The 26,583-nt window shown below is 50.7% G+C and carries 22 protein-coding genes and 1 pseudogene; 9 read left to right on the top strand and 14 right to left on the bottom strand.

Going from position 1 to position 26,583, the window contains the following annotated elements:
* The first annotated feature begins 3 nt into the window (after positions 1 to 3).
* Entirely contained in the window at positions 4 to 876 is an 873-nt protein-coding gene (gene ispE, locus FGI04_RS07970) for a 4-(cytidine 5'-diphospho)-2-C-methyl-D-erythritol kinase (protein WP_407336553.1), read from the top strand.
* A 127-nt stretch (positions 877 to 1,003) separates the two neighbouring features.
* Positions 1,004 to 1,951: a ribose-phosphate diphosphokinase gene (prs, locus tag FGI04_RS07965; RefSeq protein WP_012884690.1), complete on the top strand. Its 948-nt coding sequence runs from the start codon at positions 1,004 to 1,006 to the stop codon at positions 1,949 to 1,951.
* A 335-nt stretch (positions 1,952 to 2,286) separates the two neighbouring features.
* Here the strand turns inward: prs and ychH are convergent, their stop codons facing one another.
* Positions 2,287 to 2,556, bottom strand: a complete 270-nt coding sequence (gene ychH / locus FGI04_RS07960; protein WP_012884689.1) for a stress-induced protein YchH — start codon at positions 2,554 to 2,556, stop codon at positions 2,287 to 2,289.
* Between the two features lie 254 nt (positions 2,557 to 2,810).
* On the opposite strand from ychH, the gene pth reads away from it, so the two are divergent.
* From pth to FGI04_RS07945, 3 genes and pseudogenes are all read left to right on the top strand, one after another.
* Positions 2,811 to 3,398: an aminoacyl-tRNA hydrolase gene (gene pth / locus FGI04_RS07955; protein WP_012884688.1), complete on the top strand. Its 588-nt coding sequence runs from the start codon at positions 2,811 to 2,813 to the stop codon at positions 3,396 to 3,398.
* A gap of 129 nt (positions 3,399 to 3,527) precedes the next feature.
* Positions 3,528 to 4,619, top strand: a complete 1,092-nt coding sequence (ychF, locus tag FGI04_RS07950; RefSeq protein WP_012884687.1) for a redox-regulated ATPase YchF — start codon at positions 3,528 to 3,530, stop codon at positions 4,617 to 4,619.
* Between the two features lie 179 nt (positions 4,620 to 4,798).
* Positions 4,799 to 5,098: pseudogene (locus tag FGI04_RS07945) on the top strand (Arm DNA-binding domain-containing protein); the annotation flags it as partial.
* Between the two features lie 101 nt (positions 5,099 to 5,199).
* Here FGI04_RS07945 and FGI04_RS07940 read toward each other — a convergent pair.
* The 4 genes from FGI04_RS07940 to FGI04_RS07925 all read right to left on the bottom strand — a co-directional run bounded on the left by FGI04_RS07940 (position 5,200) and on the right by FGI04_RS07925 (position 8,569).
* On the bottom strand, positions 5,200 to 6,843 hold the full coding sequence (locus FGI04_RS07940) for a glycoside hydrolase family 43 protein (RefSeq protein ID WP_342700870.1): 1,644 nt from the start codon (positions 6,841 to 6,843) through the stop codon (positions 5,200 to 5,202).
* A gap of 196 nt (positions 6,844 to 7,039) precedes the next feature.
* Positions 7,040 to 7,117: a hypothetical protein gene (locus FGI04_RS07935; protein WP_342701288.1), complete on the bottom strand. Its 78-nt coding sequence runs from the start codon at positions 7,115 to 7,117 to the stop codon at positions 7,040 to 7,042.
* Between the two features lie 52 nt (positions 7,118 to 7,169).
* Entirely contained in the window at positions 7,170 to 7,472 is a 303-nt protein-coding gene (locus FGI04_RS07930) for a beta-xylosidase family glycoside hydrolase (protein WP_342700871.1), read from the bottom strand.
* Positions 7,473 to 7,702: 230 nt separating this feature from the next.
* Positions 7,703 to 8,569 (bottom strand): helix-turn-helix domain-containing protein, encoded by an 867-nt coding sequence (locus FGI04_RS07925; protein ID WP_407336552.1) that lies wholly within the window; start codon positions 8,567 to 8,569, stop codon positions 7,703 to 7,705.
* 118 nt (positions 8,570 to 8,687) lie between these two features.
* Between FGI04_RS07925 and FGI04_RS07920 the strand changes: the two genes are divergently transcribed.
* Complete coding sequence (locus FGI04_RS07920) at positions 8,688 to 10,031, top strand: glycoside-pentoside-hexuronide (GPH):cation symporter (RefSeq protein ID WP_407339898.1); 1,344 nt, start codon at positions 8,688 to 8,690, stop codon at positions 10,029 to 10,031.
* A gap of 315 nt (positions 10,032 to 10,346) precedes the next feature.
* Here the strand turns inward: FGI04_RS07920 and FGI04_RS07915 are convergent, their stop codons facing one another.
* Positions 10,347 to 10,742, bottom strand: coding sequence for a hypothetical protein (locus FGI04_RS07915; protein ID WP_407321413.1), 396 nt, complete (start codon positions 10,740 to 10,742; stop codon positions 10,347 to 10,349).
* A gap of 218 nt (positions 10,743 to 10,960) precedes the next feature.
* Between FGI04_RS07915 and FGI04_RS07910 the strand changes: the two genes are divergently transcribed.
* Positions 10,961 to 11,809, top strand: a complete 849-nt coding sequence (locus tag FGI04_RS07910) for an AraC family transcriptional regulator (RefSeq protein WP_407336551.1) — start codon at positions 10,961 to 10,963, stop codon at positions 11,807 to 11,809.
* 142 nt (positions 11,810 to 11,951) lie between these two features.
* On the opposite strand, the gene FGI04_RS07905 is transcribed toward FGI04_RS07910, so the two are convergent.
* From FGI04_RS07905 to FGI04_RS07895, 3 genes are read right to left on the bottom strand one after another with little or no spacing between them, the layout of a single operon-like run.
* Positions 11,952 to 13,433, bottom strand: coding sequence for an efflux transporter outer membrane subunit (locus FGI04_RS07905; protein WP_407273446.1), 1,482 nt, complete (start codon positions 13,431 to 13,433; stop codon positions 11,952 to 11,954).
* Positions 13,420 to 16,512, bottom strand: coding sequence for an efflux RND transporter permease subunit (locus FGI04_RS07900; RefSeq protein WP_407321415.1), 3,093 nt, complete (start codon positions 16,510 to 16,512; stop codon positions 13,420 to 13,422). The genes FGI04_RS07905 and FGI04_RS07900 overlap by 14 nt, the downstream gene beginning before the upstream one ends.
* Before the next feature lie 12 nt (positions 16,513 to 16,524).
* On the bottom strand, positions 16,525 to 17,646 hold the full coding sequence (locus FGI04_RS07895; protein WP_342700878.1) for an efflux RND transporter periplasmic adaptor subunit: 1,122 nt from the start codon (positions 17,644 to 17,646) through the stop codon (positions 16,525 to 16,527).
* Between the two features lie 533 nt (positions 17,647 to 18,179).
* Between FGI04_RS07895 and fhuA the strand changes: the two genes are divergently transcribed.
* Positions 18,180 to 20,354, top strand: coding sequence for a ferrichrome porin FhuA (gene fhuA, locus FGI04_RS07890; RefSeq protein ID WP_407336550.1), 2,175 nt, complete (start codon positions 18,180 to 18,182; stop codon positions 20,352 to 20,354).
* 372 nt (positions 20,355 to 20,726) lie between these two features.
* Here the strand turns inward: fhuA and FGI04_RS07885 are convergent, their stop codons facing one another.
* A complete protein-coding gene (locus FGI04_RS07885; RefSeq protein WP_407336549.1) occupies positions 20,727 to 21,053 on the bottom strand; it encodes a branched-chain amino acid transport AzlD family protein in 327 nt (108 codons plus the stop codon).
* Position 21,054: 1 nt separating this feature from the next.
* Positions 21,055 to 21,795, bottom strand: coding sequence for an AzlC family ABC transporter permease (locus FGI04_RS07880; protein WP_407321418.1), 741 nt, complete (start codon positions 21,793 to 21,795; stop codon positions 21,055 to 21,057).
* 123 nt (positions 21,796 to 21,918) lie between these two features.
* On the opposite strand from FGI04_RS07880, the gene FGI04_RS07875 reads away from it, so the two are divergent.
* Entirely contained in the window at positions 21,919 to 22,755 is an 837-nt protein-coding gene (locus FGI04_RS07875; protein ID WP_407273442.1) for an AraC family transcriptional regulator, read from the top strand.
* A 131-nt stretch (positions 22,756 to 22,886) separates the two neighbouring features.
* Here the strand turns inward: FGI04_RS07875 and FGI04_RS07870 are convergent, their stop codons facing one another.
* The 3 genes from FGI04_RS07870 to FGI04_RS07860 all read right to left on the bottom strand — a co-directional run bounded on the left by FGI04_RS07870 (position 22,887) and on the right by FGI04_RS07860 (position 26,510).
* The gene (locus tag FGI04_RS07870) at positions 22,887 to 24,128 is read right to left on the bottom strand and encodes a glycoside hydrolase family 30 protein (protein WP_342700883.1); all 1,242 of its coding nucleotides are present in this window, start codon (positions 24,126 to 24,128) and stop codon (positions 22,887 to 22,889) included.
* 365 nt (positions 24,129 to 24,493) lie between these two features.
* Positions 24,494 to 25,867, bottom strand: coding sequence for an ATP-dependent RNA helicase DbpA (dbpA, locus tag FGI04_RS07865; RefSeq protein ID WP_342700884.1), 1,374 nt, complete (start codon positions 25,865 to 25,867; stop codon positions 24,494 to 24,496).
* Between the two features lie 76 nt (positions 25,868 to 25,943).
* Complete coding sequence (locus tag FGI04_RS07860) at positions 25,944 to 26,510, bottom strand: GNAT family N-acetyltransferase (RefSeq protein ID WP_342700885.1); 567 nt, start codon at positions 26,508 to 26,510, stop codon at positions 25,944 to 25,946.
* Positions 26,511 to 26,583: the final 73 nt, after the last annotated feature.

Genomic DNA, 26,583 nt, shown 5'->3' with positions numbered 1-26,583 from the left:
ATCATGGCGACTGCAAGCAACCGCTGGCCTTCCCCGGCCAAGCTGAATCTATTTTTGTATATCACCGGTCGCCGACCGGACGGGTATCATAATTTGCAAACGCTGTTTCAGTTTCTTGACTACGGCGATACGCTGACCATTACGCCACGCCAGGATAAGCACATCGTGCTGCTGACGCCGCTGCCCGGCGTTCCCGATGAACAGAATCTGGTAGTTCGCGCCGCCCGTTTGTTGCAGGAATGGTGCCAACAGGCCGGATTACCGTTTGCCGGTGCTGATATTGGTATCGATAAACGTCTGCCGATGGGGGGCGGTCTGGGTGGTGGCTCCTCAAATGCCGCCACCGTGCTGGTGGCACTCAATCAGTTGTGGCACAGTCAGGTCCCCGTGGACACACTGGCCGCGCTGGGCCTGAAACTAGGGGCGGACGTACCGGTATTTGTGCACGGGCACGCCGCATTCGCCGAAGGGGTGGGAGAGCAGTTAACCCCCGCCTCACCTGCAGAGAAGTGGTATCTGGTGGTGCATCCCGGTGTGAGTATTCCTACCCCGCTCATCTTCGGCGATCCAGACCTGACGCGAGACACGCCAGTACGCCCATTGTCACAGTTACTGACACAAACTTTCAGCAACGATTGTGAAGCCGTCGTAAGAAAACGTTTTCGTGAGGTTGAAGAGCGACTTTTATGGCTGTTAGAATACGCACCGTCGCGCCTGACTGGCACCGGCGCTTGCGTGTTTGCCGAATTCGACACCGAGTCCGCCGCTCGTCAGGTGTTAGACCGGGCCCCGGAAGGTTTACAGGGTTTTGTTGCCCGTGGAATGAACGTTTCTCCACTGCAACAACAGCTTTCCGGGCAATTCAAGGGTTGCTAAAACACCACCGCCGACCGTGGTGCTCTAACGATCTTATCCACACCCGTATGTATATCCTGCTTGCGGTACGACACACGGCCTTCCGCAGGCGGAATATTTCTCTGGACGCAAGCTTGAGGTTCTTCTCGTGCCTGATATGAAGCTTTTTGCTGGTAACGCTACGCCGGAACTAGCACAACGTATTGCCAACCGTTTGTACACCAGTCTGGGCGACGCTGCTGTTGGTCGTTTTAGCGACGGCGAAGTCAGCGTACAAATCAACGAAAATGTACGCGGTGGTGATATTTTCATCATCCAGTCGACCTGTGCTCCCACCAACGATAACCTGATGGAACTGGTCGTTATGGTTGATGCCCTGCGCCGCGCTTCCGCAGGACGCATTACCGCTGTCATCCCCTATTTCGGCTATGCTCGCCAGGATCGCCGTGTGCGTTCCGCCCGCGTGCCGATTACGGCTAAAGTCGTGGCTGATTTTCTCTCCAGCGTCGGTGTTGACCGTGTCCTGACGGTGGACCTCCATGCCGAGCAGATCCAGGGCTTCTTTGATGTGCCGGTAGACAACGTGTTCGGTAGCCCAATCCTGCTCGAAGACATGCTGCAACAGAGTCTGGATAACCCGATCGTGGTTTCTCCGGATATCGGCGGTGTGGTTCGCGCCCGTGCTATCGCGAAGCTGTTGAACGATACCGACATGGCGATCATCGATAAACGTCGTCCTCGTGCCAACGTTTCTCAGGTGATGCATATCATCGGGGACGTAGCGGGTCGTGACTGCGTACTGGTTGATGACATGATCGATACCGGCGGCACGTTGTGCAAAGCGGCAGAAGCGCTGAAAGAGCGCGGTGCCAAACGTGTCTTCGCTTATGCAACCCACCCGATCTTCTCCGGCAACGCTTACGAGAACATCAAGAACTCTGTCATTGATGAAGTGATTGTCTGCGATACCATTCCGCTGTCGGAAAATATTAAGTCACTGCCGAATGTACGCACGCTGACATTATCTGGCATGCTGGCAGAAGCTATCCGCCGTATCAGTAACGAAGAATCTATTTCTGCGATGTTCGAGCATTAATCGATATTTCGGTTAGCAAGGCGACGCCACCGGAGCATTATTATCCGGTGGCGTTTTTATTGGCATCACATTATGACGATGCGTATTATTTATACCCGTCTTTATTCTTCTTACCCGATTCTGGTGAATATCTCCCCCACCTCACTCGGATTGCAGGACAACACGTTCTTGTTTTGAACATTCATACGTTGAACATTCACAGCTGAACGATGCGCTTGGGCCTCGTTACAGATCGAGTAAAACACCAACTCACGCCTGCAACGTGAAATATGACGGGTATACATAACCCCCCGCCTGCGACCGACGGGTCGATTGCGTCTGAAGCTACACGTGACTCAGGGGTGACGCTCGCGGCGGCAGCGTTTATCAAAGTGTTTCAGCCACCAGTAACGGTCCGTCACACTCTCACGACCACTAATACGTGCACCTGTCAGCCACAAAATAGCGCCAGCAAAAATAGCCAGTAACTCTACATAATAGAGCGACCCCGGCAGATTTAATTCAGGCAACTGATTAGCAATCGAATACGCTATTCCGGCAACCATAAGCAACAGACCCAATCCCATGAATGCGTTGCCCACTCTCACAGCATTTCTACGTTTCATATTTCACCTCCAGAAATATCCAGTGGAAATAATCAGACCAGAGAAAATAATCTGAATTGTGCTGCGTGTCCTTCTGATCTGTTTACAGTATAAGCAGCCCCTCCGCCTAGGGTTGCGTGAAGGATCACATGTTGGTGATCAACAGCCCCTGCGTTACACTACCAGCTTTGCCAATTCCCCAGATACGTGGCATGCCCCTGGCCGTTTGAAAACGTATCGCGTGAGTCGTATCCAATAATGAGTGGTATGCAACTGTGAGTGGTATCAAATTGATTGTAGGTCTGGCGAACCCTGGTGCCGAATACGCCGCCACCCGCCACAATGCGGGCGCTTGGTACGTTGACCGCCTGGCTGACGCCTACCGGCAACCGCTGAAAGAAGAGAGTAAATTTTTCGGCTATACCGCACGTCTGTCTCTGGCAGGCAACGATGTACGTTTGCTGGTGCCCACGACGTTCATGAACCTGAGTGGTAAAGCCGTGGCCGCCATGGCAACGTTTTATCGCATTCAACCTGATGAAATTTTGGTGGCACACGATGAACTGGACTTACCGCCCGGCGTCGCCAAGCTGAAACTTGGCGGTGGTCACGGTGGTCACAATGGGCTGAAAGATATCGTCAGTAAACTGGGCAATAACCCCAATTTCCACCGTTTACGCATTGGCATCGGCCATCCGGGCGATAAAAACAAAGTGGTGGGATTCGTGCTCGGTAAGCCGCCTGTCAGCGAACAGACGCTGATCGATCAAGCCATCGACGAATCCTTGCGCTGTACCGATATTTTGATGAAAGAAGACATGGTCAAAGCCATGAATCGCCTGCATGCGTTCAAAGCGTCATGATGACGTATCGGGCGGATCGAGTTCATGCCGCATTATGTGTATAATTAGCATCAAGACTGACTTTTTCCATTCTGACAGGCTTTTTACACGCAAAGCCTGATGATTAGTGATTTTTAAGGTGACATAAACATGGGATTCAAATGCGGTATCGTTGGGCTGCCTAACGTGGGTAAATCTACTCTGTTCAACGCGCTGACCAAAGCCGGTATCGAAGCGGCCAACTTTCCGTTTTGTACTATCGAACCCAACACCGGCGTTGTGCCGATGCCGGATCTACGCCTCGACCAACTGGCTGAGATCGTCAAGCCGCAGCGCACCATCCCCACCACCATGGAATTTGTGGATATCGCCGGTCTGGTAAAAGGTGCCTCCAAAGGTGAAGGTCTGGGTAACCAGTTCCTGACCAACATCCGTGAAACCGAAGCCATCGGCCATGTGGTACGTTGCTTTGAGAATGAAAATATCATCCACGTTGCGGGTAAAGTGAACCCAGCGGAAGATATCGATACCATTAACACCGAACTGGCGCTGGCGGATCTGGATACCTGTGAGCGTGCGCTGCACCGTGTACAGAAGAAAGCCAAAGGCGGCGACAAAGACGCTAAAATTGAGCAAGCGGCGCTGGAAAAATGCCTGCCGCAACTGGAAAAGGCTGGCATGCTTCGCGCCTTAGATCTGAGTGCAGAAGAGAAAGCCGCCATTCGTTACCTGAGCTTCCTGACGTTAAAGCCGACCATGTACATTGCCAACGTCAATGAAGACGGTTTCGAAAACAACCCCTACCTGGATCAGGTGCGTGAAATCGCGGCCAGCGAAGGTTCGGTGGTGGTTCCTGTCTGTGCGGCGGTGGAGTCAGACATTGCCGAGCTGGACGACGCCGAGCGTGACGAATTCATGGCCGAACTCGGTCTGGAAGAACCGGGGTTAAACCGCGTGATTCGTGCTGGTTACAAACTGCTGAACCTGCAAACCTATTTCACCGCTGGGGTGAAAGAAGTCCGCGCCTGGACCATCCCGGTCGGTGCGACGGCTCCGCAGGCAGCCGGTAAAATTCATACCGACTTCGAGAAAGGCTTTATCCGCGCCCAAACCATCGCCTTTGATGATTTCATCACTTACAAAGGTGAACAAGGTGCCAAAGAAGCCGGTAAAATGCGTTCAGAAGGGAAAGAATATATCGTTAAAGACGGCGATATTATGAACTTCCTGTTTAACGTCTAAATCGCTTCTGTTGTCTCATGAGATCTCAATACATCGCATGAGGATTGACAAGCCATTGATAATCCACGCAATAGCGTGGATTTTTCTTTTCATGATGTCTCATGTAATCTCATGGCAGCGCAGTCAAAAATGAGTATAGAGATGCAAATAGCGGTATAAGAAACTGGCAAGAACCCACTATGCTCACTGATACGCAATGCCGCACTGCCAAGCCGAAAGAAAAATTCTATCGACTTAACGACTTTAACGGCCTCTACTTCGAAGTGAAACTCAACGGAAAATCAAGCATGTTTGCGTTGGGTGAGTATCCAGCGGTAAAACTCTCCGAAGCACGAGAGAAATGTGAGCAAGCGCGAAAGCAGGTCGCGGGTGGAGTCAACCCAGCACAGGCTTGTCAGTTAGATAAGATCCGCAAAGTCAACGACGCATCCAACACTTTTGAACTTATCACCAAAGAATGGTTGCAGATGAAAGACTGGTTACTGGGACCACTTTCTTACGCAGGATATACACTCGCGAGTTCTTCACCTCAACGAGGTGAAGAACCGTAACGATAATGGGCATTGTCGCCGCGAAAACCTTAATCAATCAGGCGCGTCTCATCTGCCTCATAGCGTAAAAAATCAAAATGAGCTTCGTGTTGATGGAGCATCGCATCCACACAGGCCAGCCCGAAAAATGCACCGGTAAATTCCCCATACTGGCTATACTCATCGGAAAATGCCGTCGTATCGTAGCGTTCGCCAATCGGCTGATAATCACCATCGCTCAGTGACCAGTAACAGCAGATATCCCGCCCTTCAATTCGCATCTGGAGAAAGACCGGCTCGTCACCTGACCTGACAGGCTGCGCAATGTCATGCCGCTGACCGTTATCCACATGAATTACCGACAGCACGGGTTCCTCTATTGATGCATCCCAGGTCTGCAGCAGGTAGAGATAGTTCATGTTGTCGTAATAAAACACTAAGCCCGCACTGTGTTGGTAGACCTGCGGGGAAAAGGTGAGTTTAGTGGTGATAGTGCAATAGACCGAGGTCAGTTTCTTCGCCAGTAGACTCACCTTGTTGGTCGAACTTAACGACTCCTGCCCCCGTAACGTGACATGGCTGGTGCGCGTTTGCAGCGAGGTAAAGCGGCGAAAATCGATGCGCGGCGCGTAATAACTGTTATCCAGCTCCGCCTTATCAAAATGATCCATCGGCGCATCCGGCGCAAACGGGAAGGGCGGCAAGGCCGATGCGTTGACCTCATGTCGGGCAATATTGCCCCCGCCTTTTAATCTTAACCAGTTATCCGCCGTCCAGTACATCTCCTGAATGGCGGTTTCCCGGCCAAGGGTGCAACGCCGTTCCTCACGAAACGGTCGGCTACATAAATGAACCAACCAGACCTCCCCTTGAGGCGTCTCGACATAGCTGCCGTGCCCGGCTTTTTGCAGGTAAGTTTCCGGATTGAAGTACTGCGGCTTAAGGTGGTTTGCATCGTGGCGTTCATTAAAGTTTTCACTGTGCGATGTGACAATCGGATTTTGCGGGTCGCTCTTATACGGCCCCCAGACATTTTTCGCCCGCCCCATAGTGACCGCATGCCCGTATCCCGTGCCACCTTCCGCCGTCATCATGTAGTAGTAATCACCGCGTTTCGTCAGATGAGGTGCCTCTATGCACCCCCGATCAGTACCACCGGACCAGATGCGTTGAGGAAAACCGATAATGGCTTTCTGCACCGGAGAATACTCCACCAGGCAAATGGCGCCGGGTTTTTCATAGCCAGGGCGTGTTTCCCACTCCAGAGAGACAATCCATTTCCGTCCGTCGGTATCATGCAGTATCGACGCATCAAAACCGGCGGAGTGAAGATAGACAGGCTCACTCCACGGTCCGGTTACCTCTTTGGCGGTAATCAGGTAATTGTCGACATCAAAATAGCGGGCATTCATGGAGTTCATTACGCCATAAATGACATAGAACAACTGCTCCTCTTCACACCAGGTCAGGCAAGGTGCCCAGATGCCTTTGGCGGAGGGCAATTTTCGCAAGTCGGGGGCATTGTCATCCTGCAAAATGTGTGTCAGCAATTGCCAGTTTTTTAAATCCCGCGAATGATAAATGGGGATCCCCGGAAACCATTCAAATGAGGAGACAGCAACATAATAATCATCGCCTCGGCGGCAAATACACGGATCGGGATTAAAGCCTTTGAATATGGGATTCTGAATCATAAATAACCACTCTTTATCCGTTATTAACGTAACCTGTTATCCCTGATTTTACCGCCCGTATTTTTACCCAGGTATATTAAACGCCCTCGTAAATATAAGAAGTATCTCCCATGCAGGTGATCCCTTTCACAGAAAATAAAAAGCGCCTTTATCTTAATGGCACTGGCAGGAAAAACACATGCCGTGCTATCAACGGTTAGTACTGTTCTGCCGAATAAGAAAAGTAATCAGAGTCCGCATAAGCCTGTTCGCCGGTCAAATCCTGGCAACACATGCCCACAAAGGCTCCGGTGAAGCGCTCAATATTGTGTTCTTTAAAGTATTGGTCATATCGTAAAAGCAGACCAGCCCGGCCATTGCTGGAACGCACGCGGGGAAAAATCCACACAGGTCTGCGCGGTATAGGCAAAATCTGTCTGCCGCCGGGCCAGCAAACGCTGGTAATGACGAGAACTAAGAGACTCACGGCAACGCAGGCGCAGCCAGCCGTTTCTTTCACGAAGCGAACACATCTCTTCACCGAGCGGAATGCGCAGCGATTGGTAATGCAGAGCCAGGGTCGTGGAGCCAAAATCATCTTTCGTCGGCAGTGCGGGCCACGGGTGCTCTTCCAGACGGGTATGAACCACGCTTTCCGGCCTCGTTTTCTCATTTACATAACAATACCTTTATTTTCAAGGGATGATCAGCGTGGTGAAACAAGCGCCGTATTCACGTTATGAAAAGCAAGCTTAATTGTGGGCAAAAAAATTATTCTTTGGTGGGTTTTATATGATTTTTTGCGCGACCAGTGAAACGTCTATCACACTCAGAAAAGAAGCCCCTATTTTATTCAGCATCCATTTTTAACATTGTTATTTTATGAACTTAGCCCGTTAGCGACATCAGTGGTAGTTCTAACTTTAACCCTGAATGACAATGGGGTATCGCTCATCATTTCTCGGAATTTAAGACAAAAATAGGCACTATCAGTAAAACCTGCGCGCTGCGAAACATCACTAATCCGAAGATCAGTATTTGCTAACAAATTAACTGCAATATTAATTTTTCTCAGCAACATAAATTTCTTAAAACTAATACCGAAGGTGAGCTTAAATGTTTTTGAGAACCACGATTTCGACCAGTGGCAGATTCGTGCGGCCTCCTCCGTGGTAATTTCATAATTTTCGCTCACATCAATGGATTTAAGTAACCTTATAAGCTCCCCGAGATAAGTATTGTTTGCTATTTCCGTAATATGCACAGCCGCTTTCAGGTTTTTAAACGCATGCAGCAAAATACTGCGGATAAGCGAGCGGAAAAGTGTGTCGGTAAAATCACTAAACTCGCCACACCAGTTAAATAACATCTCCAGTCGGTCGGCGTCTTCAGCGCCGAGCACGGCCATTGCACCGCACTGCAGCGCGTCGGATGCCAGCGCGTACTCATCAAGCCACTCTTTTTCAAATTGCAGAAGATAACGAACATGATTTGTCTGAGCCGGGATGCTCATCTCATGGATCATTAGTGCTGGAACATAAATCAATGTATTGTTTTCTATAAACAATTTCTCACTTCCAATGGTAAAGCTCCCGGCTGATTTCCTGAACCACATCAGCTCGTGCATCATATGGTAATGAGGCACAACCTCTATACCTGGGAAGTTGTCGATAGCATCGACCCGGAAGGTGAACAGCTCCCCGGCGCGAACAGGTATTTTTTCGAAAACGGGAGATTCGTCACTCATACAGTACACTCTTCTTATATTTAACGGGATTGTTTATACATATCACAAGCGAGCTTGGCAATAACTTAATTATTGTCTGTTAGAGCAAGTTTGTTACTTCTTATCTGATGGAGTCCCTATGAATAGTACACAACTAACTGTAAAAGAAAAAATAAGTTATGGGCTGGGCGATACCGGTTGTAATCTAGTTTGGCAGACCGTAATGTTGTTTATGGCCTATTTTTATACTGACATTTTTGGCTTAAGCCCTGCTCATATGGGCACCATGTTTCTGGCGGTACGTTTCCTGGATGCCGTAACAGATGTATTAATGGGCGCGGTGGCTGACAGGACAAAATCAAAATATGGTCAGTTCCGTCCTTACTTATTATGGTTTGCCATTCCTTTTGGTGTGCTTTGCTGTTTAACCTTTTACACCCCAGATTTATCTTACGGTGGCAAACTGATTTACGCGTATGTTTCTTATACATTACTTTCGCTGGTTTACACCGCCATTAATGTGCCCTACTGCGCAATGATCAATAATATTTCAAATGACTCCAGAGAACGCGTGTCACTACAATCCTGGCGATTTGCCTTAAGCACCCTGGGGGGATTAATTGTTTCCCTGACAGCCCTGCCACTGGTGGCTTATCTGGGGAAAGGTAATTTACAGAACGGATATTTCTACACCATGATGGTGATGGGTACGCTAAGCATTATTCTCTTTTTTATCTGCTTCGGTCTGACAAAAGAGCGTTTTTCAACTGATGTCGAATCAACCAAAAAGAATAGCATTCTCGACGATCTTAAAACACTTATTGCTAATAAAGACTGGCGCATTTTGTTTGCGCTCAATGTGGTTAACCTAGTGGCTGTGCTGTTTAAAGGCGGTACCACTCTCTATTTTGTAAATAGTATTATGAATCGCCCCGATTTGGGCAGCATGTTACTGACCGCCACGCTGGCATCGGGAGTACTGGGTGCGATGGTTTCGTCCACTATATTCAAAAGCATCGATAAAGTGAAAGGGTTTAAAGCAGCAATGCTCCTCGAAGCCGCGCTACTACTGGGCATGTATTTTATTCCTGGCAGCAATGTTATTGCCATTTTCTCGCTGGTGATTATGATCAATATCATCCAGCTCGCAGCGACCCCCTTACAGTGGAGCATGCTGTCAGACATTATCGATGCTGAGAAGCAAAAAAGCGGGAAGAAACTCAGCGGAATCGTGTTTTCCACCAATTTATTCGCCATTAAGTTAGGGATCGCCATTGGCGGCGCGCTGGTAGGATATCTGCTCGCCTGGGGCGAGTATGTCGGCGGTGCAACAACGCAAACCGCATCGGCATTAGAAACCATTCGGCTATTATTCACCGTGTTTCCGGCTATTCTGGTGGCATTGTTGGTGCTAATCATGCGCAAATACAGCCTCAACGATAAAGCGCTTACGACCATGACGCATAAAAACTCAGCGGCATAAATTCACAAAGGCGACCGGTCTCCCCGGTCGTTTAGTCTTTTACGTTCAACATGTTGTGTAAACCTAGAACAAGGGGCCGCCGGCCGCTGCTGAAAAATGCATCTCCCTTTATGATACAGACAGGAACATCTCACTACGGCGCCGCTAAAAGTGAGTACACCGATGAGTGCAATGGCGGTATAAAAAACAGACAAGGAATCGCTGCTTCAGATGAGATGGATGAGGCTGAACTTATACGCTAAGAACTACGCTACCCGTCTGTTTTTGAAGAGTAAACCATTACCATCCGAGCTGAACAAGTCTACCTGCTCTTTTTTACTCTTCTGACAGCAATTTCTGCGCTGTCGCTAAAGCATCTTCCTTTGAGGATGCCATCATCAAAGGATAGCCCCAGAATTTTTCATATACGATAGCGAAGGGTTTGGCCGCAATCCGTTTGGCCTTGTTTGGTTCAATGTGGATTGATGCTTTGACGAAAGCCCGTAATTCACCCTTGTGAGCTTTCATCCAGCGTGTAATCTGTTTCATCTCTTCAGGCGAGTGCTCATGTTCATGTTCGTCGTGCATCGTGCCTTCATCGTTCAAGAGGACAAAGACCTCCTGACGGGCAAGCAGAGTTTCAAACTCTGTAAACGGGGAGATGTTTGGATCCTTACCAGGAGCAGCCATTTGTATCCACACAAAAGGGAACTGAGCGGCATCAATTCGCATATGAATATTCCTTCCAACGTTTGATTTTATCAATTGTCGATAGCCTCACCGACCAGTAAACGTATTTACATCAGCGAGAAACCTCGAACAGCAACACACCAACACGGTTAGTCCAAAATTACCTGATTGGGCATTAGACTGCATTGCGAATGTTGGTCATAATATTGTTCAAACCTGCCATGTGATGTTTTCCTTCAACCCGAGGCCCAGTCAAGACCATGTCACGCCAACCCTCACTGGATTCTGTTGCTCCCTTCGATGTTGATAGCATTCCCCGGCCCGTAGTCTCTTTGAGCGCATCCATGGTGTCCAAAGGTTGGGAACAGGAGAAGCACCAGCATCGCAAAGCACAATTGATCTACTCGGTGAGAGGTATGCTCAACTGCGAGGTGGAGGATGGGGTGTGGATTGTCCCGCCACATTGTGCGGTATGGATCCCGGGTAATTTACCGCATTCCGCTCGTGGTTCCGGCGATACGGAATGCTACTGCTTATTTGTCGAACCAGAGGCTGCGCCAGCGCTTCCGAAAATCTGTTGCACGATTTCAGTAGGACCTCTTTTGCGCGAACTACTACTGAAGGTCGCCGGTTTCCCCCAGCTATACCTGACCGATGGCCCCGAAGGCAGGTTGATAGCAACGCTGCTGGATGAATTGTCTGCGGCCCCTGTAGAAGATCTGCATTTGCCGATGCCTCGCGATCGCAGGCTACGGCGGCTTGCAGAAATGCTGCTGGCCGATCCGACGGACAAATCGTCTTTAGGCGAATGGGCTAATCGTATTGGTATGAGCGAAAGAAGCATGAGTCGACTGCTTCTACACGAAATTGGAATGAGTTTTGGCCGCTGGCGTCGGCAGTTGCACGTCATCCTTTCACTTCAGCGTCTCTCAAGAGGTGAAAGCGTACAAACGGTGGCTCTGGAGCTTGGCTATGAGAACGCCAGCGGATTTGTCACCATGTTCCGAAAAGCAGTCGGTAAGCCACCAGCACGTTACCTTTTCGAACGAATGGCGAGTTCGGCTGGCGGTGAGTCAACCTCTATGCCTGATATAATTCGTTTGGATTAAACGCACGGCTGATTAGCGCACGAAGTGGCTGCTGAACGATAATCCATACTTATCGGAGACGAAACTGACTGGCTCGGGCAATATTCGGGTTGGGTCGATACCGGTGCGACGGAGGGATTGGCATCGCACCGGTATCCTGGCGTTACTGGATACTGCCCTGCTCCCATCCGCCACCCAGCGCCTTGAATACGCTAACCCTCGCGGAACCGACCTGTTGGTCAGCCGCGGCCACCTGTGATTTCGTATCTATCAGGTTTTTCTGCGCGACAATCACATCGAGATAACTGATCGATCCAACACGGTACTGCTGCTGAGCTAACCGGAAGGCGTTCTCTGCACGATTACGCGCGTCGACCAACGACTCTCGCTGCTGTATCGCTGCACGATAGGCACTCAATGATTGCTCAGACTCTTTCAGCGCATTCAGTACGGTGCCATCAAAGTGAGCCAGTGATGCTGCAGTTTGCGCCTTCGCCTGAGCAAGATGGCTACGCGCCACCATCATGTTCGGGAATGACCAGGAAATCAGCGGACCGACTGAGAAAGACCAGGTGCGATTGCCTGTCAGATAGTCATTACGCAGGTAGTTTCCTGAAGCACCCAGTGAAACCCTTGGGTAAAGGTCAGCCACTGCCACGCCGATGCGTGCAGTATCGCCAGCTAACTGGCGTTCGGCCTGCCGCACATCAGGGCGACGACGCAGCAATGCGGTGCCGTCACCAACCGGTAGCACACCCGCGAGCTCGGGCGCTTTGGTGCAGTCACGAGCAGAAGCTGGCACCTGCGATGGCGTGCGGCCCATTAATGCAGCCAACTCGAACAACGCAGTATCCCGCTGACTCTGTAACGGCGGTAGAGAGGCCTCGGCCTGAGCCAGCGTCACACCAGCCCGCTCCACATCCAGATTTGATGCCGCACCGGCGTGCGCCTGATTGCTGATGAGTTCCAGGCTGTGTCGGGCCAGTTCAACGGACGAATGCGCGACATTGATGGATTCACCATAGGCGCAGGCATCGATGTAGGCCCGTGTCGTTGCAGCGACCACAATGACTTTCGCTGCATCGTAGTCAGCAGCGACAGCATCAGTGTCAGCCTGTGCAGCTTCAATATCACGTCTGACCCGACCGAACAGGTCTAGTTCATAAGAGACGTTAAGTCCACCGCTGTAACTCCACTGGGTAGGTGCCTGCCCGGAACCCGTCCATGTGGTCTGGTCGCGTCCGTAGCCTGCTCCGCCCGATACGTTAGTCGATGGAAGCAAGCCACTTTGCGCCTCCTTGTAAACAGCCCGTGCACGTTCAAGGTTAGCCAGAGCAACACGCAGATCGGTATTGGCAGACAGTGCTTCCAGCACCAGACTGTTGAGTCTGGGGTCATCATACAATTTCCACCACTCAGATGGCAGAGAGTGCGCCGTATCCGTATGGTCCGATTTGCTGACAAAAGGACCTGCTGCGGTTTGAGGTAAAGCAGGCGCATGGTAATCAGGGCCACTGGCGCAACCGGTGATAAAGCTGGCAACGGCAGTGCTCAGGAAAGTAGCGCGCAAAATGGGAAACAAGGCCCGACGCAGAGCGATGCCCATGGCGTCGGTGTGGGCAGAAAACAGATCAGAGTTCGACATCAGGTGCCTCCGTAGTAGCGAGTTCGCGTGCACGGGGGCTTTCCGCGACTGCCCGATGATCCTTGGCAACGAAGCTATAAATTGTGGGAAGTACGAACAACGTAAAGAAGGTGCCGATAAGCATCCCCATCACCACGACGATACCGATGGAAAATCGGCTCGCAGAACCTGCACCATCAGCGAATAAAAGCGGTACCAAACCAGCGACCATCGCCGATGTTGTCATCAACACAGGACGCATACGCACCGTCGCCGCCTTCTCAATGGCCTCTATACGGCTGATATTTTCATGGTGCTGAATGTGGTTGGCGAACGTGACCATCAGAATTCCGTGCTTGGAAATCAGCCCTATCAGGGTGACGAGTCCAATCTGGGTGTAGATGTTGAGCGTCGCGTAACCCAGCCACAATGGTACCAGTGCGCCACAGATCGCCAGTGGAACCGTCACCAGGATCACCAGCGGATCACGCAGGCTCTCGAACTGCGCTGCCAACACGAGGAAGATAACCACGAGTGCGAAGCAGAAGGACACCAGCAGGCGGTTGCCTTCCTGTACAAACTGGCGACTGTCGCTGAGCCAGTCCACGCTGGTTCCGGGCGGCAGTGCCTGCGATTGCAGGAAAGCTACCGCCTCTCCCATGCTGACGCCCGGCGCTGGCAACATTTCCAGTGTCGTGGAGTTCATCTGTCCGAACTGGGTGAGCTGGTTGGCCTGCGGACGCATGTCGATGCGGGTCACGGTCGATAGCGGCACCAACGTGCCAGAGGTCGCCTTGACATAAAAGCGCCCGAGGTCTTCTGGCGTCATACGTTCGCTACCGCGCACCTGCGGGATCACATCGTAGGAGCGATCGTGAAAGTTGAAGCGGTTGACATAGTTTTCGCCGACCAGCACGGCCAGGGTATCAGCAATCGACTGCATGGTTACGCCCATTTCGCTGGCGCGGACGTTGTCGATGGTGATGTGCGCCTGCGGGCTGTCGTAAGACAGGTCGTTCTGCACGTAAAGGAACAGGCCACTGGCATAAGCGGCGGCCTTGATCTTCTCGCCGGTCTCGTACAGCGTATTGAAGTCATCGGGTGAGCGCAGCACCATCTGCACCGGCAGGCCACCGCTAGAGCCTGGCAGCGGTGGCAATTGCACGGCGGTCAGCGTCTCGCCCTCGATGGTGCCGCCGGCTGCCTGAATCTGGCCCTGGATTTCGGTGGCCGAACGCTTGCGTCCCGACCAGTCCTTCAGTATGGCGCCGCCGAGCATCATGTTCTGACCGCCGGCGGCGTCGCCGATGTTCATAAAGCTGCTGTCGAACTCAGGAATTTGCTCGAACAGTTTTTCGATCTGTTGAGCATAGCGGGCGGTGTAGCCCACGCCAGCGTATTGCGGTGCTTTGGTGACGACGATGACGACACCCTGATCCTCAGTCGGTGCCAGTTCGCGACGGGCACCGGCGAACAACACCACGATAGCCACCAGCACGACTACGCCGACCAGCAGGACCGCGCCGCGAGCGGCCAGGGTATGTGCAAGCATTCGCCCATAGAGCGCAGTCAGACCTTCCATGTAGTGTTCAACCCGCTTCGCCAGCCGTCCCTCGCCTTGCCTGGAACTGAGCAGCATCGAACTCATCACGGGCGAGAGTGTCAGCGCGACGACCCCCGAGACGATCACCGAGCCGGCCAGCGTGAAGGCGAACTCCTTGAATAGTGCGCCGGTCAACCCACCCATCATGCCGATAGGCGCGTAGACCGCCGCCAGCGTGATGGTCATGGCGATCACCGGTCCGACGATTTCGCGAGCGCCGAGCAATGCCGCACGCACGGGTGACAGTCCGTCCTCAATGTGGCGATGGATGTTCTCCACCACGACGATGGCATCATCCACCACCAGGCCGATCGCTAGCACCATCGCCAACAATGTCAGCAGGTTGATCGAGAAACCGCAGGCCAACATCAGTGCCGCCGTACCGACCAGCGACAGCGGGATGGTGACCACCGGGATGATGACGGCGCGGAAGGTGCCGAGGAACAGGAATATCACCACGATCACAATCACGATGGCTTCGACCAGCGTGTGCTTCACTTCTTCGATGGACGCATTGACGAAACGTGCCACGTCGTAGTTGGGGGCGACAGTGAGCCCCGGCGGCGCCATCGCGCGGATCTTGGGCAACAGTTCGTTGGCCCGTTTGACGATCTCCAGAGGATTGCCATCGGGCGTAGGCTGCAGGGCGACGAAGATCGCGGGGACGCCTGTCGCGAACGACAGGTTGTTGTAGTTCTGGCCACCGACTTCCACCGTGGCGACATCCGACAGCCGCACCACACCGCCTTCTGGGCTGGACTTGACGACCATCTGGCGGAAGTCCTCCACGCCGCGCAGGTCGGTGGCGGCGCTGATATTGGTGACGGTCAGGGAACTCTTGAGCTGGCCCGGTGCGGCCTGCACGTTGTTGGCGCGCAGGGCGGCCGCAATCTCTCCAGCCGATAGTCCATGCGCGGCCAACCGTACCGGATCGATCCAGATGCGCATGGCAAGCGCCTGGCCTCCATAGACGTCGGCCGAGGCCACGCCCGGAATACTCGTGAACAGCGGCTGCGCCACCCGGGAGGCGAAATCCGTCACCTGCGAGATCGAAAGGGTTTTGCTGTAAAAGGCGATGTACTGCACCGCCGTGCCGCCTTCAGTGGACTTGCTGATGACCGGATCGGTGACGCCCGCCGGCAACTGGTACTTGACCTGCTGCACCTTGGCGAGGACTTCCGTCATCGTTCGATCGGCGTTGGCATTGAGCACCAGGCGCGCCTTGATCTCGCTCTTGCCCTGCGTAGTGGTCGAACTGAGGTATTCAATGCCGCTGGCCGTGGCGATGGATTGCGCGATCGGCGTGGTCACGAACCCCTGCATCACTTCCTGGGTTGCGCCCGGCAAAGTGGTACTCACGCTAATGGTGGCGTTTTCGAGATAAGGGTACTGACGCACCGGTAACTGGAAAACGGCAGTAATACCCATCAGCAGGATTAACAGGCTGACGACCAGCGCCAGGATAGGTCGGCGGATGAAAATATCAGTGAGGTGCACGATGTTGTCTTCCTATTTTGCGTTGGCGGCAGAGTCAACGGTCGCAGAGGCCGTGGTACTGATTTTCACGACTGCGCCTGGCGGGAGCCGGTTCTGACCCGCTGTCACCACGATGTCACCAGCCTTAACGCCTTGTGTCACCACGACTTCTTCCCCAAGTCGCCGACCCGTAATAACCGGAACAGCGACCGTTTTACCGATCCCTTGAGCATCCGCACTTTGCACGAGTACCACACTGTCGCCAGAAGCTGAGGTCTGGATCGCCGTCTGCGGTAAGACTATGGCATCGTTACTGGCAGGTAATGTCAGCCGCGCCGTCGCGTACATGCCGGATTTCAGAGACTGGTCTGCATTGGGTAACAGTGCCTGAATGGCGATGTTACGTGTTTCTCTATCAATTCGAGGGTCGATGGTGCTGACTTTAGCCGTGAATACCCGCCCCGGTGCCGCATCCACCGTGACCTGAACGGATGCACCAGGCGTCAATTTGGGGAGATCCTGCTGAGGCAACGTGAAGTTAACGTAGAGTGGGTCGAGTTGGGTCAGCGAGGCTATCTCATCACCGGCGTTGAGATACTGACCAGGATTGATGCGACGGATACCAAGCTGACCGGAGAACGGCGCACGAATAGCCTTTTGCTGTATACGCGCGTCCAGTTGCTTGACCTCAGCGGCGGACTGGGCGGCTTCCGACATGCGCTGCTCCAGCAGTTCGCGGGATCCGGCACCCGTAGAGGCCAGTGCCTGAGAACGTCGCAATTGCAGTTGCGCAAAATCAGCTTTGGCTTTGGCAGCGAGTCGATCAGCTTGTTCGGGAGCATCGTAGAGCTGTATCAGTACATCCCCTTCCCTCACAAACTGGCCCGCTTCGAAGTTAATCGCGGTCACACGGCCAGACGTGTCTGGCGCGAGCAACACTTCGCGCACAGCCTGCAAACTGGCCACAGCCTGAAGTTGCTCTGCAACACTACGGGGTTCAGCGCGGATCGTCGATACCGGTATAGGCGGTAGGGCCTGATATTCTGCGCCACTGCTGCGACTGGCCCGCCAGGTGTACAGCAGGCTGAAGACGACAATGAGACCAATTATGCTGATGGCCGCAGGCTTCACATGGCGATTCATCCCGATGCTCATAAGGATTCACCTTTGTACGGGGAGACGAACAAGGTTGGCGGCTTGGGCTGTATTACCTGCCCGCGAATATTTCGTGGATACATCGATGTTCCTCATAAATTTGAGTTTCTGGCTTTGCTGACGCGTGTATTTGCTCACGTTGAGACATTCAGAGGGTCACTCTAACTTTTTGAGGGTGCCGAGCAGTTGCGAAAATTTGTCATGTTATTTCGCATTCCAGCCAAAGATTTCATCAACGTCACTTTGGCTGAATTGAACAACTATATGGCTGTATTTCGCTATCGAAACATGATCTCTCATTGTTAAATGAGAATGAGTTTTATTTGATTGTTGCTGCGGATTTTATTCTTTCGGAAACTTGATGCACCAGCGTCCTATCGAAGATGGCAGGCCCAGGTGCTGGGTACATAAGCATCAATATTGATCGCCAGGAAAATATTGAAGCAGGTGACGTAGGACATTCGTTTGACAGCGTTGTCCGGATAAATCTCTTAACACGACCTCTCACTTAAACCAAATGAGTTCATACACACATGAAATTTAGAGGATTTTTTGTTAAACGACCGTCTGCTGTCATGATCAGTGCGTTTATCAGTTCATTGTCATTTCCCGCAATGTCGGCAGACAATGCTCCGTCCTCCACCACCGAAGATACCATGACCGTAACTGCCGATGGTCAGAATCATTCTTCAGAAAATGCATGGGGCCCGGTAGGCTCTATGGTGGCAAAACGCAGTGCGACTGGTACCAAAACGGATACACCGTTACGTAAAACACCACAATCAGTCACCGTAGTGACTCGTGAAGAAATGGATCTGCTCGATCCTCCAAACCTGAAAGACGCTTTTCGTTATTCCGCGGGCGTGATGACTGACAACCGAGGCTCAACAACCTTATTCAATTCCGTCAATATTCGGGGTTTTAGCCAGATTGCAGATAATATTTACCTTGATGGACTCAAACTACAGAGTGACGATTATGCTTCATTCCAGATTGACCCTTATATGCTGGAACGCGCTGAATTGTTACGTGGTCCCGCATCAGTCTTATACGGCCTGAGTGATCCCAGTGGTGTTATTGCGCTGGTGAGCAAACGCCCGACCGCGGAAACCATACGTGAAATTCAGTTTAAGGCAGGCAACCATAATCTTTTTCAAACCGGTTTTGATTTTGGCGGCGCGGTTGACGATAAAAGAGAATTAACGTACCGACTGACAGGGGTGGCCAGCGATCAGGATCAGCAACAAGTCGGTGAAAAGGCAAAACGTTATTCGATAGCGCCGTCATTCACCTGGCGTCCAGATGACAAAACCAGCTTTACTTTTTTAAGCAACTTTCTTAATGAACCGGATGTTGGCTGGTTCGGCTATTTACCTAAAGAAGGGACCGTGACTAGCGGGGCCGGCGGTAAGTTGCCGACCCACTTTAATGATGGCGAGCCGGGCTACAATAAAATTTCCCGAAATCAGAAGTTAGTCGGTTATACCTTCGATCATCAGATTAACGATAACTGGACCATACGCCAGAACCTGCGCTACGGAACGGTCGATATGGATTACAGGACCATCTATGGGAGTGGTGTTTCCATGTTTGACCCCACTCAGCTAGCGAGAGGGGCATTGGCGTTCAAGGAGGATTTGTCGACCTTTGCAGTCGATACTCAGGCACAAAGCACGTTTTCTACAGATGCTGTTGATCACACGCTGTTGATGGGGGTGGATTATCGCCACACCCGAAATGACGTCTGGCATGCGCTTGGTCTGGCATCAAATCTGAATCTGGTTAATCCTGTTTATGGTAATACCGCAGTGCAGTATTACGGTTACACTAGCCAGATAGACCGCCAGGAGCAAACTGGACTGTATCTACAAGATCAGGCTGAGTGGAATCGTTGGGTATTAACCTTGGGCGGGCGGTACGATTGGGCTAAAACAGACACGGTCAATCGCTTGAGCGACAATGCTGTCACCAAACAGGACGACAATCAATTTACCTGGCGTGGGGGCGTGAATTACCTGTTTGACAACGGTATTTCACCTTATTTCAGCTACAGTGAATCTTTCCTGCCAACCAGCGGCACCGACTATGCCGGTAATACATTCAAGGCGTCACGTGCAAAACAATATGAGGCAGGCGTCAAATATATCCCTAATGATGGAGCGATTTCGGCAACGTTATCTGTATTTCAGTTAACTAAAGATAAGAACCTGAGCACCGACCCAGAACATATCTATTATTCAGTACAAAACGGTGAAATACGGTCAAGGGGGATTGAGCTTGAGACCAAAGCGTCGTTAACTGAAAATGTGGATGTTATCGGGAGCTATTCATATACAGATGCAGAATACACCAAAGACACGTTATACCAGGGTAATCGTCCTTCTGAAATTCCAAGAAATATGGCAACACTGTGGGGGAACTACACTTTGCATGAAACCGCACTGAGCGGATTGACGTTAGGACTCGGAGGACAGTATATCGGTTCAACGAAAGGTGATACCGCTAATACCTTCAACGTGAAGCCCTACACCATCTGGAATGCAGCAATCCAGTACGATCTGGCCAGATTTAACCTACCGGGTTCAAATGTAGGGGTCAACGTCAATAATCTCTTTGATAAAAAATATGTGGCAGCGTGTTACGCAACGACAGCGTGCTATTACGGAGCCGAACGTCAGATTACGGCAACGGCCACCTTTAGATTCTGAAACATGGCGCATCCTGAACGATGGTAGCGTTTATAGTATGTGGTCATTGAGAAAGCCAGAAATGCCCTGGGATTTTTTCTGTCGACTACTAGCCTGCAGCCACAGTCAGAATAGCCTTTTCAGAATAACTACTGAGAAAATATCAATACCTTTCTTCATGACTGGATACGTTTTGAAAATACCGTTCTTAACGTACTGAGGTGTCATCAGGAAAATATTGATTCAGGAACTGCACAGAAAAGGAGCATTCCCCCGAAATGCTCCTTTTTATATTGCAGGTATACTGTCGCTAACGCTCTTATACGCAAGCTATAGGGGTTAATTATTTGCGAACACTCACATTAACTGGACTTCAACAAACGCGTGTTTTTATCAACGAACGCCGTAAAAATAAAAAAGTGTGGAATAGGCCAGCATACCAGACATGACGGTAATAAAAAGACTGCGAGATAACACACCAGAAATCCCAGCAAAAATCGCAGCAACAAGTGAAATACTTATCCCCGTCGCTGTTAGTACAGGTTTATTTAGCAATTCAGCTGCAATAATTGCGGCCATTATGGCTGATGGGATAAAATTGAGCCATTGCTGGGCCATGACTGAAAGCCTGAACCTGGACAAAAGGATAATAGGTATAGCCCGCATACCTGCAGTAATAACCGCTGAAAGTGTAATAGCAATAATGATATGTCTTTCCATATTAACCTCTATGTTTCTCCTTCAGCCTGAGGGCGATAGTGGTCAATGTTGCTGATAAGGCAGCAGCGATAACGACCAGTAAACTCATATCAAGATGCCCTGCGAAACAGGCGGTGATCATCATTGAGGTCACGATGGTGAAAAACTCAAGCGCTTTTCGCTTACTGGCAAACCATGTCATCAGCACCAGACCAATGAACATGGATACGAGGCTAAAACTTAATCCTTTCATTAAGGATTCAGGTATGGCGGAGGCAAACCAGGCTCCTGCGATACACGCAATAACCCAGTTAACCCAAGCAGCAAGGTTTAGGCCAAACATCCAGTAAAATGGTAAAGCGCCCTGTCGAGCCCCATACTCAGCGGCAACGCCAAATGTTTCATCCGTAAGAAGAATACCATTGAGTATTTTTTGACTCATGGTGTTCTCTCTAAAATAAAGGCTGAGCGCTGAACTCATGAGTAAATAACGTAAATTGACTAATACCACACTTAAAACAATTGAAACTGTTTCAGCGCCAGCAGCCCACAGGGAATAGAATAAAAACTGGGCAGAACCCGCATACAACCCCCCTGCAAGCAATGCGGTTTGCACAACAGAAAAACCAGATAGCGTTCCAATAGCGCCAGCAGCAAAACCAATGCTCCAATAACCGGTGATGGTTGGCAGGCAGGCAATCACGCCAGCCCTGAACAGCGTGTAAGCTCTGCTACCCTCTCCCGTTTCGTGCGTCACTGACATCAGAAACCCCCGTAGACCAGACATTGACGAGTCACTGATTTTAAGTAGTCTGATAAGGAGTGATAGGATAATCCTGCTCCTCCGCCTCTCTCCTGGCTTCTTTTATTCAGGTAACGGTTATTCATGATAAATACGCGCGATAACATCAAACTCTGGAAAGATTCTGGTTTGTTTGACGGGACAGAAATTTTGCAAGCATCCTGCTTCGAGCACAGCTACCCGCCTCATTTTCATGAGGAGTTCGTTATCGCCGCCTTTGCCCGCGGGGCCCAGAAAAATCGGATATGCCGGGATATCGGTGTCGCGACCGCAGGTACCGTCATGGTTATTCACCCAGGAGAAATCCACACTGGTGAAGCGTTTGAGCGAGATAAAGGATGGGATTATTGCGCCCTTTATCCGTCAGAAAAACTCCTGAATAAAATCGCTGACACGACTCTCAAAGGGCACGGCTATTTACATTTTGGCAAAGGGGCTATGCGGTATGATCGGGGACTTGCCAGACGGCTTATCCACACCTCGTCGGTATTATTAACAAGCGATGATACTCTTGAGAAAGAATGTGCTTTATTCGGCGCATTAAGTTGTCTCATTAGTCAATACGGTAAGCGCTCTGGGGATACAACTCATCTGTTATATTCAAAAGCTGATATTCGCGATGCGATTGACTACTTGCAGGACATGCATGATAAAAAAGTCAGTGTGAAAGATGTGGCCACTGCGGTTGGCATGAGTGAGTTTCATTTTATGCGCGTTTTTCAGGCTACCACGGGGCTCTCTGTACATCGCTATTTAACACAAATCAGGCTCTTCAAGGCCAAAGCGCTGCTATCTCAAGGTGTGAGTGCGATTGAAACGGCACACTCTACCGGTTTTTTCGATCAAAGCCATTTGATTAAAAATTTCAGGTTGCATTTTGGCATCACACCCAGCGCATACGCAGCGGGTTGTATTACATAATGGGGTGAGAGCGACCTTTTGTGTTTGCTTCAGGGTATTTCCCCTCACCACAATCGGTAGCTCTCGTACTTTCAGACTGTTCAGACTGATGTGTCAGATCGCATCGTGACGACTACAGACTATGAGACACATTATTTGCTGACAAACGTTGTCACACTTAACGGGTTCAGCCATGCCGTTGCCTTGCCGCTACTATCAACCTGATATGTACCGCCATATTCAACGTTCAGCGATGCTGACGTGCTGTATTTCTCAAATTTAGTCACGTTGGCGTTACTGATATTCAGTGACAGCATCTGGTCGGAGTCATTGGTATTGACAGCAACAATCACCATTTTTCCATCCGTATTCTTATAAGCGGTCAGATGAACATTTGACTGGGGATTTTCCGTTGCCTGAATGCGTACCGCTCCGGGGCGAACGAAGCGGGCATATTGTGACATCACATAACCCCGCTTACTGACTTTACCGTCTTCTGTCAGTAATCCATACGAGCGACGGATATACCACCAGACGTAAGCGCTATAGTTTGACACCATGCTGGCATTCAGTTCAGTACCCACCTCAATCGCCGATGCCCAGTTATTCGCTGATTGCTTGGAATCCACATAGTGTTCGGTCATCCACAGTTGCTTACCGGCATTCTGTGCTAACGGATAGGGTTTAGGCGTCGTGCCATACAGGTGCCCACCGATGATTGACACATATTTTGATGCGTCACTGTCTTTCAATACCGGGTCAGTTAACCCAGGGTTAAAACCTAACGACTCTGCGACAATCACTTTGAGGGAGCCGAATTTGGATCCTTGCGATTTGAGATAGTTTTTAAATTCATCACCACTCCATTCGCAGGATTCATAGTCAGGCGTCCAGTCTGGCTCGTTTTGTATCGAAATGGCATACAGCGGTGCGCCGTTAGTCTGCATATATTTGGAGAAATCCAGCAGATGCGAAGTATAAGCAGAATAATGCGCCGGTAGTAAACGTCCACCGTTTATCAGACTGTTGTTGCTCTTCATATAAGCCGGTGGTGACCAGGGGGTTGCCATTATTTTGGCACCCAGTGAAACAGCCTGACGTGCACTCGGAAGCTGTATATTCCATTTACTGGAATCTGGATCAATTCGGACGCGCATAATTGACAGCCCTATCTGACCAGCCCCACTCCCGTATGCAGCATTAATTTGTTCCGTGGTGAGATCATTGATCCATCCCACCCCACTCATTCCACCAAAACCTTGAATTGTTTGATAATTAACTTTTGCGTCAATTTTTACTGTATCAGCATATACAGAGAGAGAACCTGCCGTAGCCGAAACAAATAGAGCCGCATGTAAACAATGACGAACCCAGAGACTAACATTTCCATTCATAGCATCCATCCTTAATAAATGAATATTTAGAAATAATTGGAAATAATTGACTTTGTAATTCCTAATAACACGATGGGGGGTATAAAAATCCACCGAGAATTACATTGTAATAGTTATTTACTGATATGCAATTTTATAAATAGATATATCATGAATGGTTTTTCATTCAGTCATTATATTAACGAAACGGTATAATAAGATAAATAAACACCGAACTAATAATTAGCTCATTCTCTATTTTCTATCTTTAACCTGATATTCGAAATAAATAAACCACAACACATACTGGCCGCAAAAGCGGCCAGTATCCTTGAGATTATCCACGAGTAAAAGCAACGAAAGAAAACCTGATATCGGTCATCAGCTCACTTTAGCAACCTGACCTTTACTGCCTTCCCTTTAATTTTACCTTGTTGCAGTTGCTTCCAAACCTGACGCGCCAGCGACTGCTTGACGGCCACATAAGCGTGCATTGGGTGGATAGTAATCTTGCCGATATCCGCACCATCCAATCCCATGTCGCCGGTTAGCGCGCCCAGAATATCGCCGGGGCGCATTTTGGCTTTTTTGCCGCCATCGATGCATAGTGTTGCCATCGCCGCTTCCAGAGGCGTGATGCGCAACCCACTGGGCAATGGATGCCAGGTCAGTTTCATCTTCAGCATCTCTTCCAGTGCATTCGCTCGCTGTGCTTCTTCCGGTGCACACAGGCTGATGGCAAGCCCCTGTTCACCAGCACGGGCGGTACGGCCGATACGATGGACATGCACTTCAGGATCCCACGACAGTTCGTAGTTAATCACCATCTCCAGTGCTTTGATATCCAGCCCGCGTGCAGCAACGTCGGTTGCCACCAGCACACGACTGCTGCCGTTGGCAAAACGCACCAACGTCTGGTCACGATCGCGCTGCTCCATGTCGCCGTGCAGCGCCAGTACACTTTGGTTACTGTGGGTCAGCGCATCGTATACCGCCTGGCAATCTTTCTTGGTATTGCAGAACACGACGCAGGACGCGGGCTGCTCGCGGCTCAGCAACTTTTGCAGCAGATCGAGCTTGCCGTTGCGCGACACCTCATAGAATTGCTGCTCGACCGCAGGCAATTCATCCACCGTGTCGATTTCAATGACCAACGGATCACGCTGAATACGACGGCTGATGGCGGCAATCGCCTCCGGCCAGGTGGCGGAAAACAGTAGCGTCTGGCGTTCAACCGGCGCGTGGTGAATCACCTCGTCGATGGCGTCGGCAAACCCCATATCGAGCATGCGATCCGCTTCATCCAGCACCAATATCTGCAATGCATCAAGGCTGACGGTCTCTTTTTTCAGGTGATCCAACAGTCGGCCCGGTGTGGCGACAATAATATGGGGAGCATGAATCAGCGAGTCACGCTGGATGCTAAACGGTACGCCGCCGCACAACACCAACACTTTGATGTTCGGCATACCACGTGCCAGACGACGCAGCTCATTGGCGACCTGGTCGGCCAGTTCGCGGGTCGGGCACAGCACCAACGACTGGGTATTGAACTGCCCGGCATCAAGATGCTGCAGCAGGCCCAGGCCAAAAGCCGCCGTTTTACCGCTGCCGGTTTTCGCCTGCGCACGGATGTCTTTCCCGGCAAGGATCGCCGGTAATGCCGCAGCCTGAATCGGGGTCATGGACAGATACCCTAATTCGTTTAAGGTGGTGAGTTGTTCCGCAGCAAGCGCGTTCAGTTCAGCAAATGAGGTCACAGTGAAAATTCCAGATAAATTCGGCCGACAATAATACCATTCCTTGACTGCCATGCCGCGAGGAGTTTTCTCTACCTCAGCGGATCGATGCGTCGTTCAATGACGTCTGCGCCCGCCACTCTTTTTTTAAGATCGCATACACATAGGTATTGTCGTATCGCTGTACTTCATCTGGCGTGCTGCGCCATACCGGAACAAACTCCAGAAAACAGGCTTCTCTGCGCATATTCAGGCGCTCACACATTTTCTGCGATCGGACATTATAATCTTCGACGTACGCATAAATTCGCCTTCCATTTTTACTGTCAAACAGGAAATTGAAAAATGCCCGCGCCGCTTCACTGGCGTAGCCCTTCCCTTCGTATTTTTCATTAAAATGCCAGCCGACGCCGTACGTGTCGTTATCCACGTCATCCCGCTCAGCAAATACATGCCCGATGAGGGTATCCGTATCTTTCAGGCAAACAGCAAATTGCGTTTCATCGTGATGCCTGCGCTGTACTTCGCTGATGGCATCCTCAAGGGTATCGAGCTTTTCCTGCATAAAACAATTCATGCGCGGCTGGGCGAGATATTCCCATAACCCGGCTGCATCTTTCGTCTCGAAGGGTCTAATGACGAGTCTTTCGGTGGTTATTTTCATCGCTATGATGCGTCCTCAACAAGTCAGATATCGACGGTGTAAACAGGTAGACTGCGACACCCTATCGCACCAT

This window comes from Dickeya ananatis (genome assembly GCF_019464615.1).
Taxonomy (GTDB): Bacteria; Pseudomonadota; Gammaproteobacteria; order Enterobacterales; family Enterobacteriaceae; genus Dickeya; species Dickeya oryzae.
Note: the sequence above shows the minus strand (reverse complement) of the source record. Positions and strands in the feature narration are given on the sequence as shown.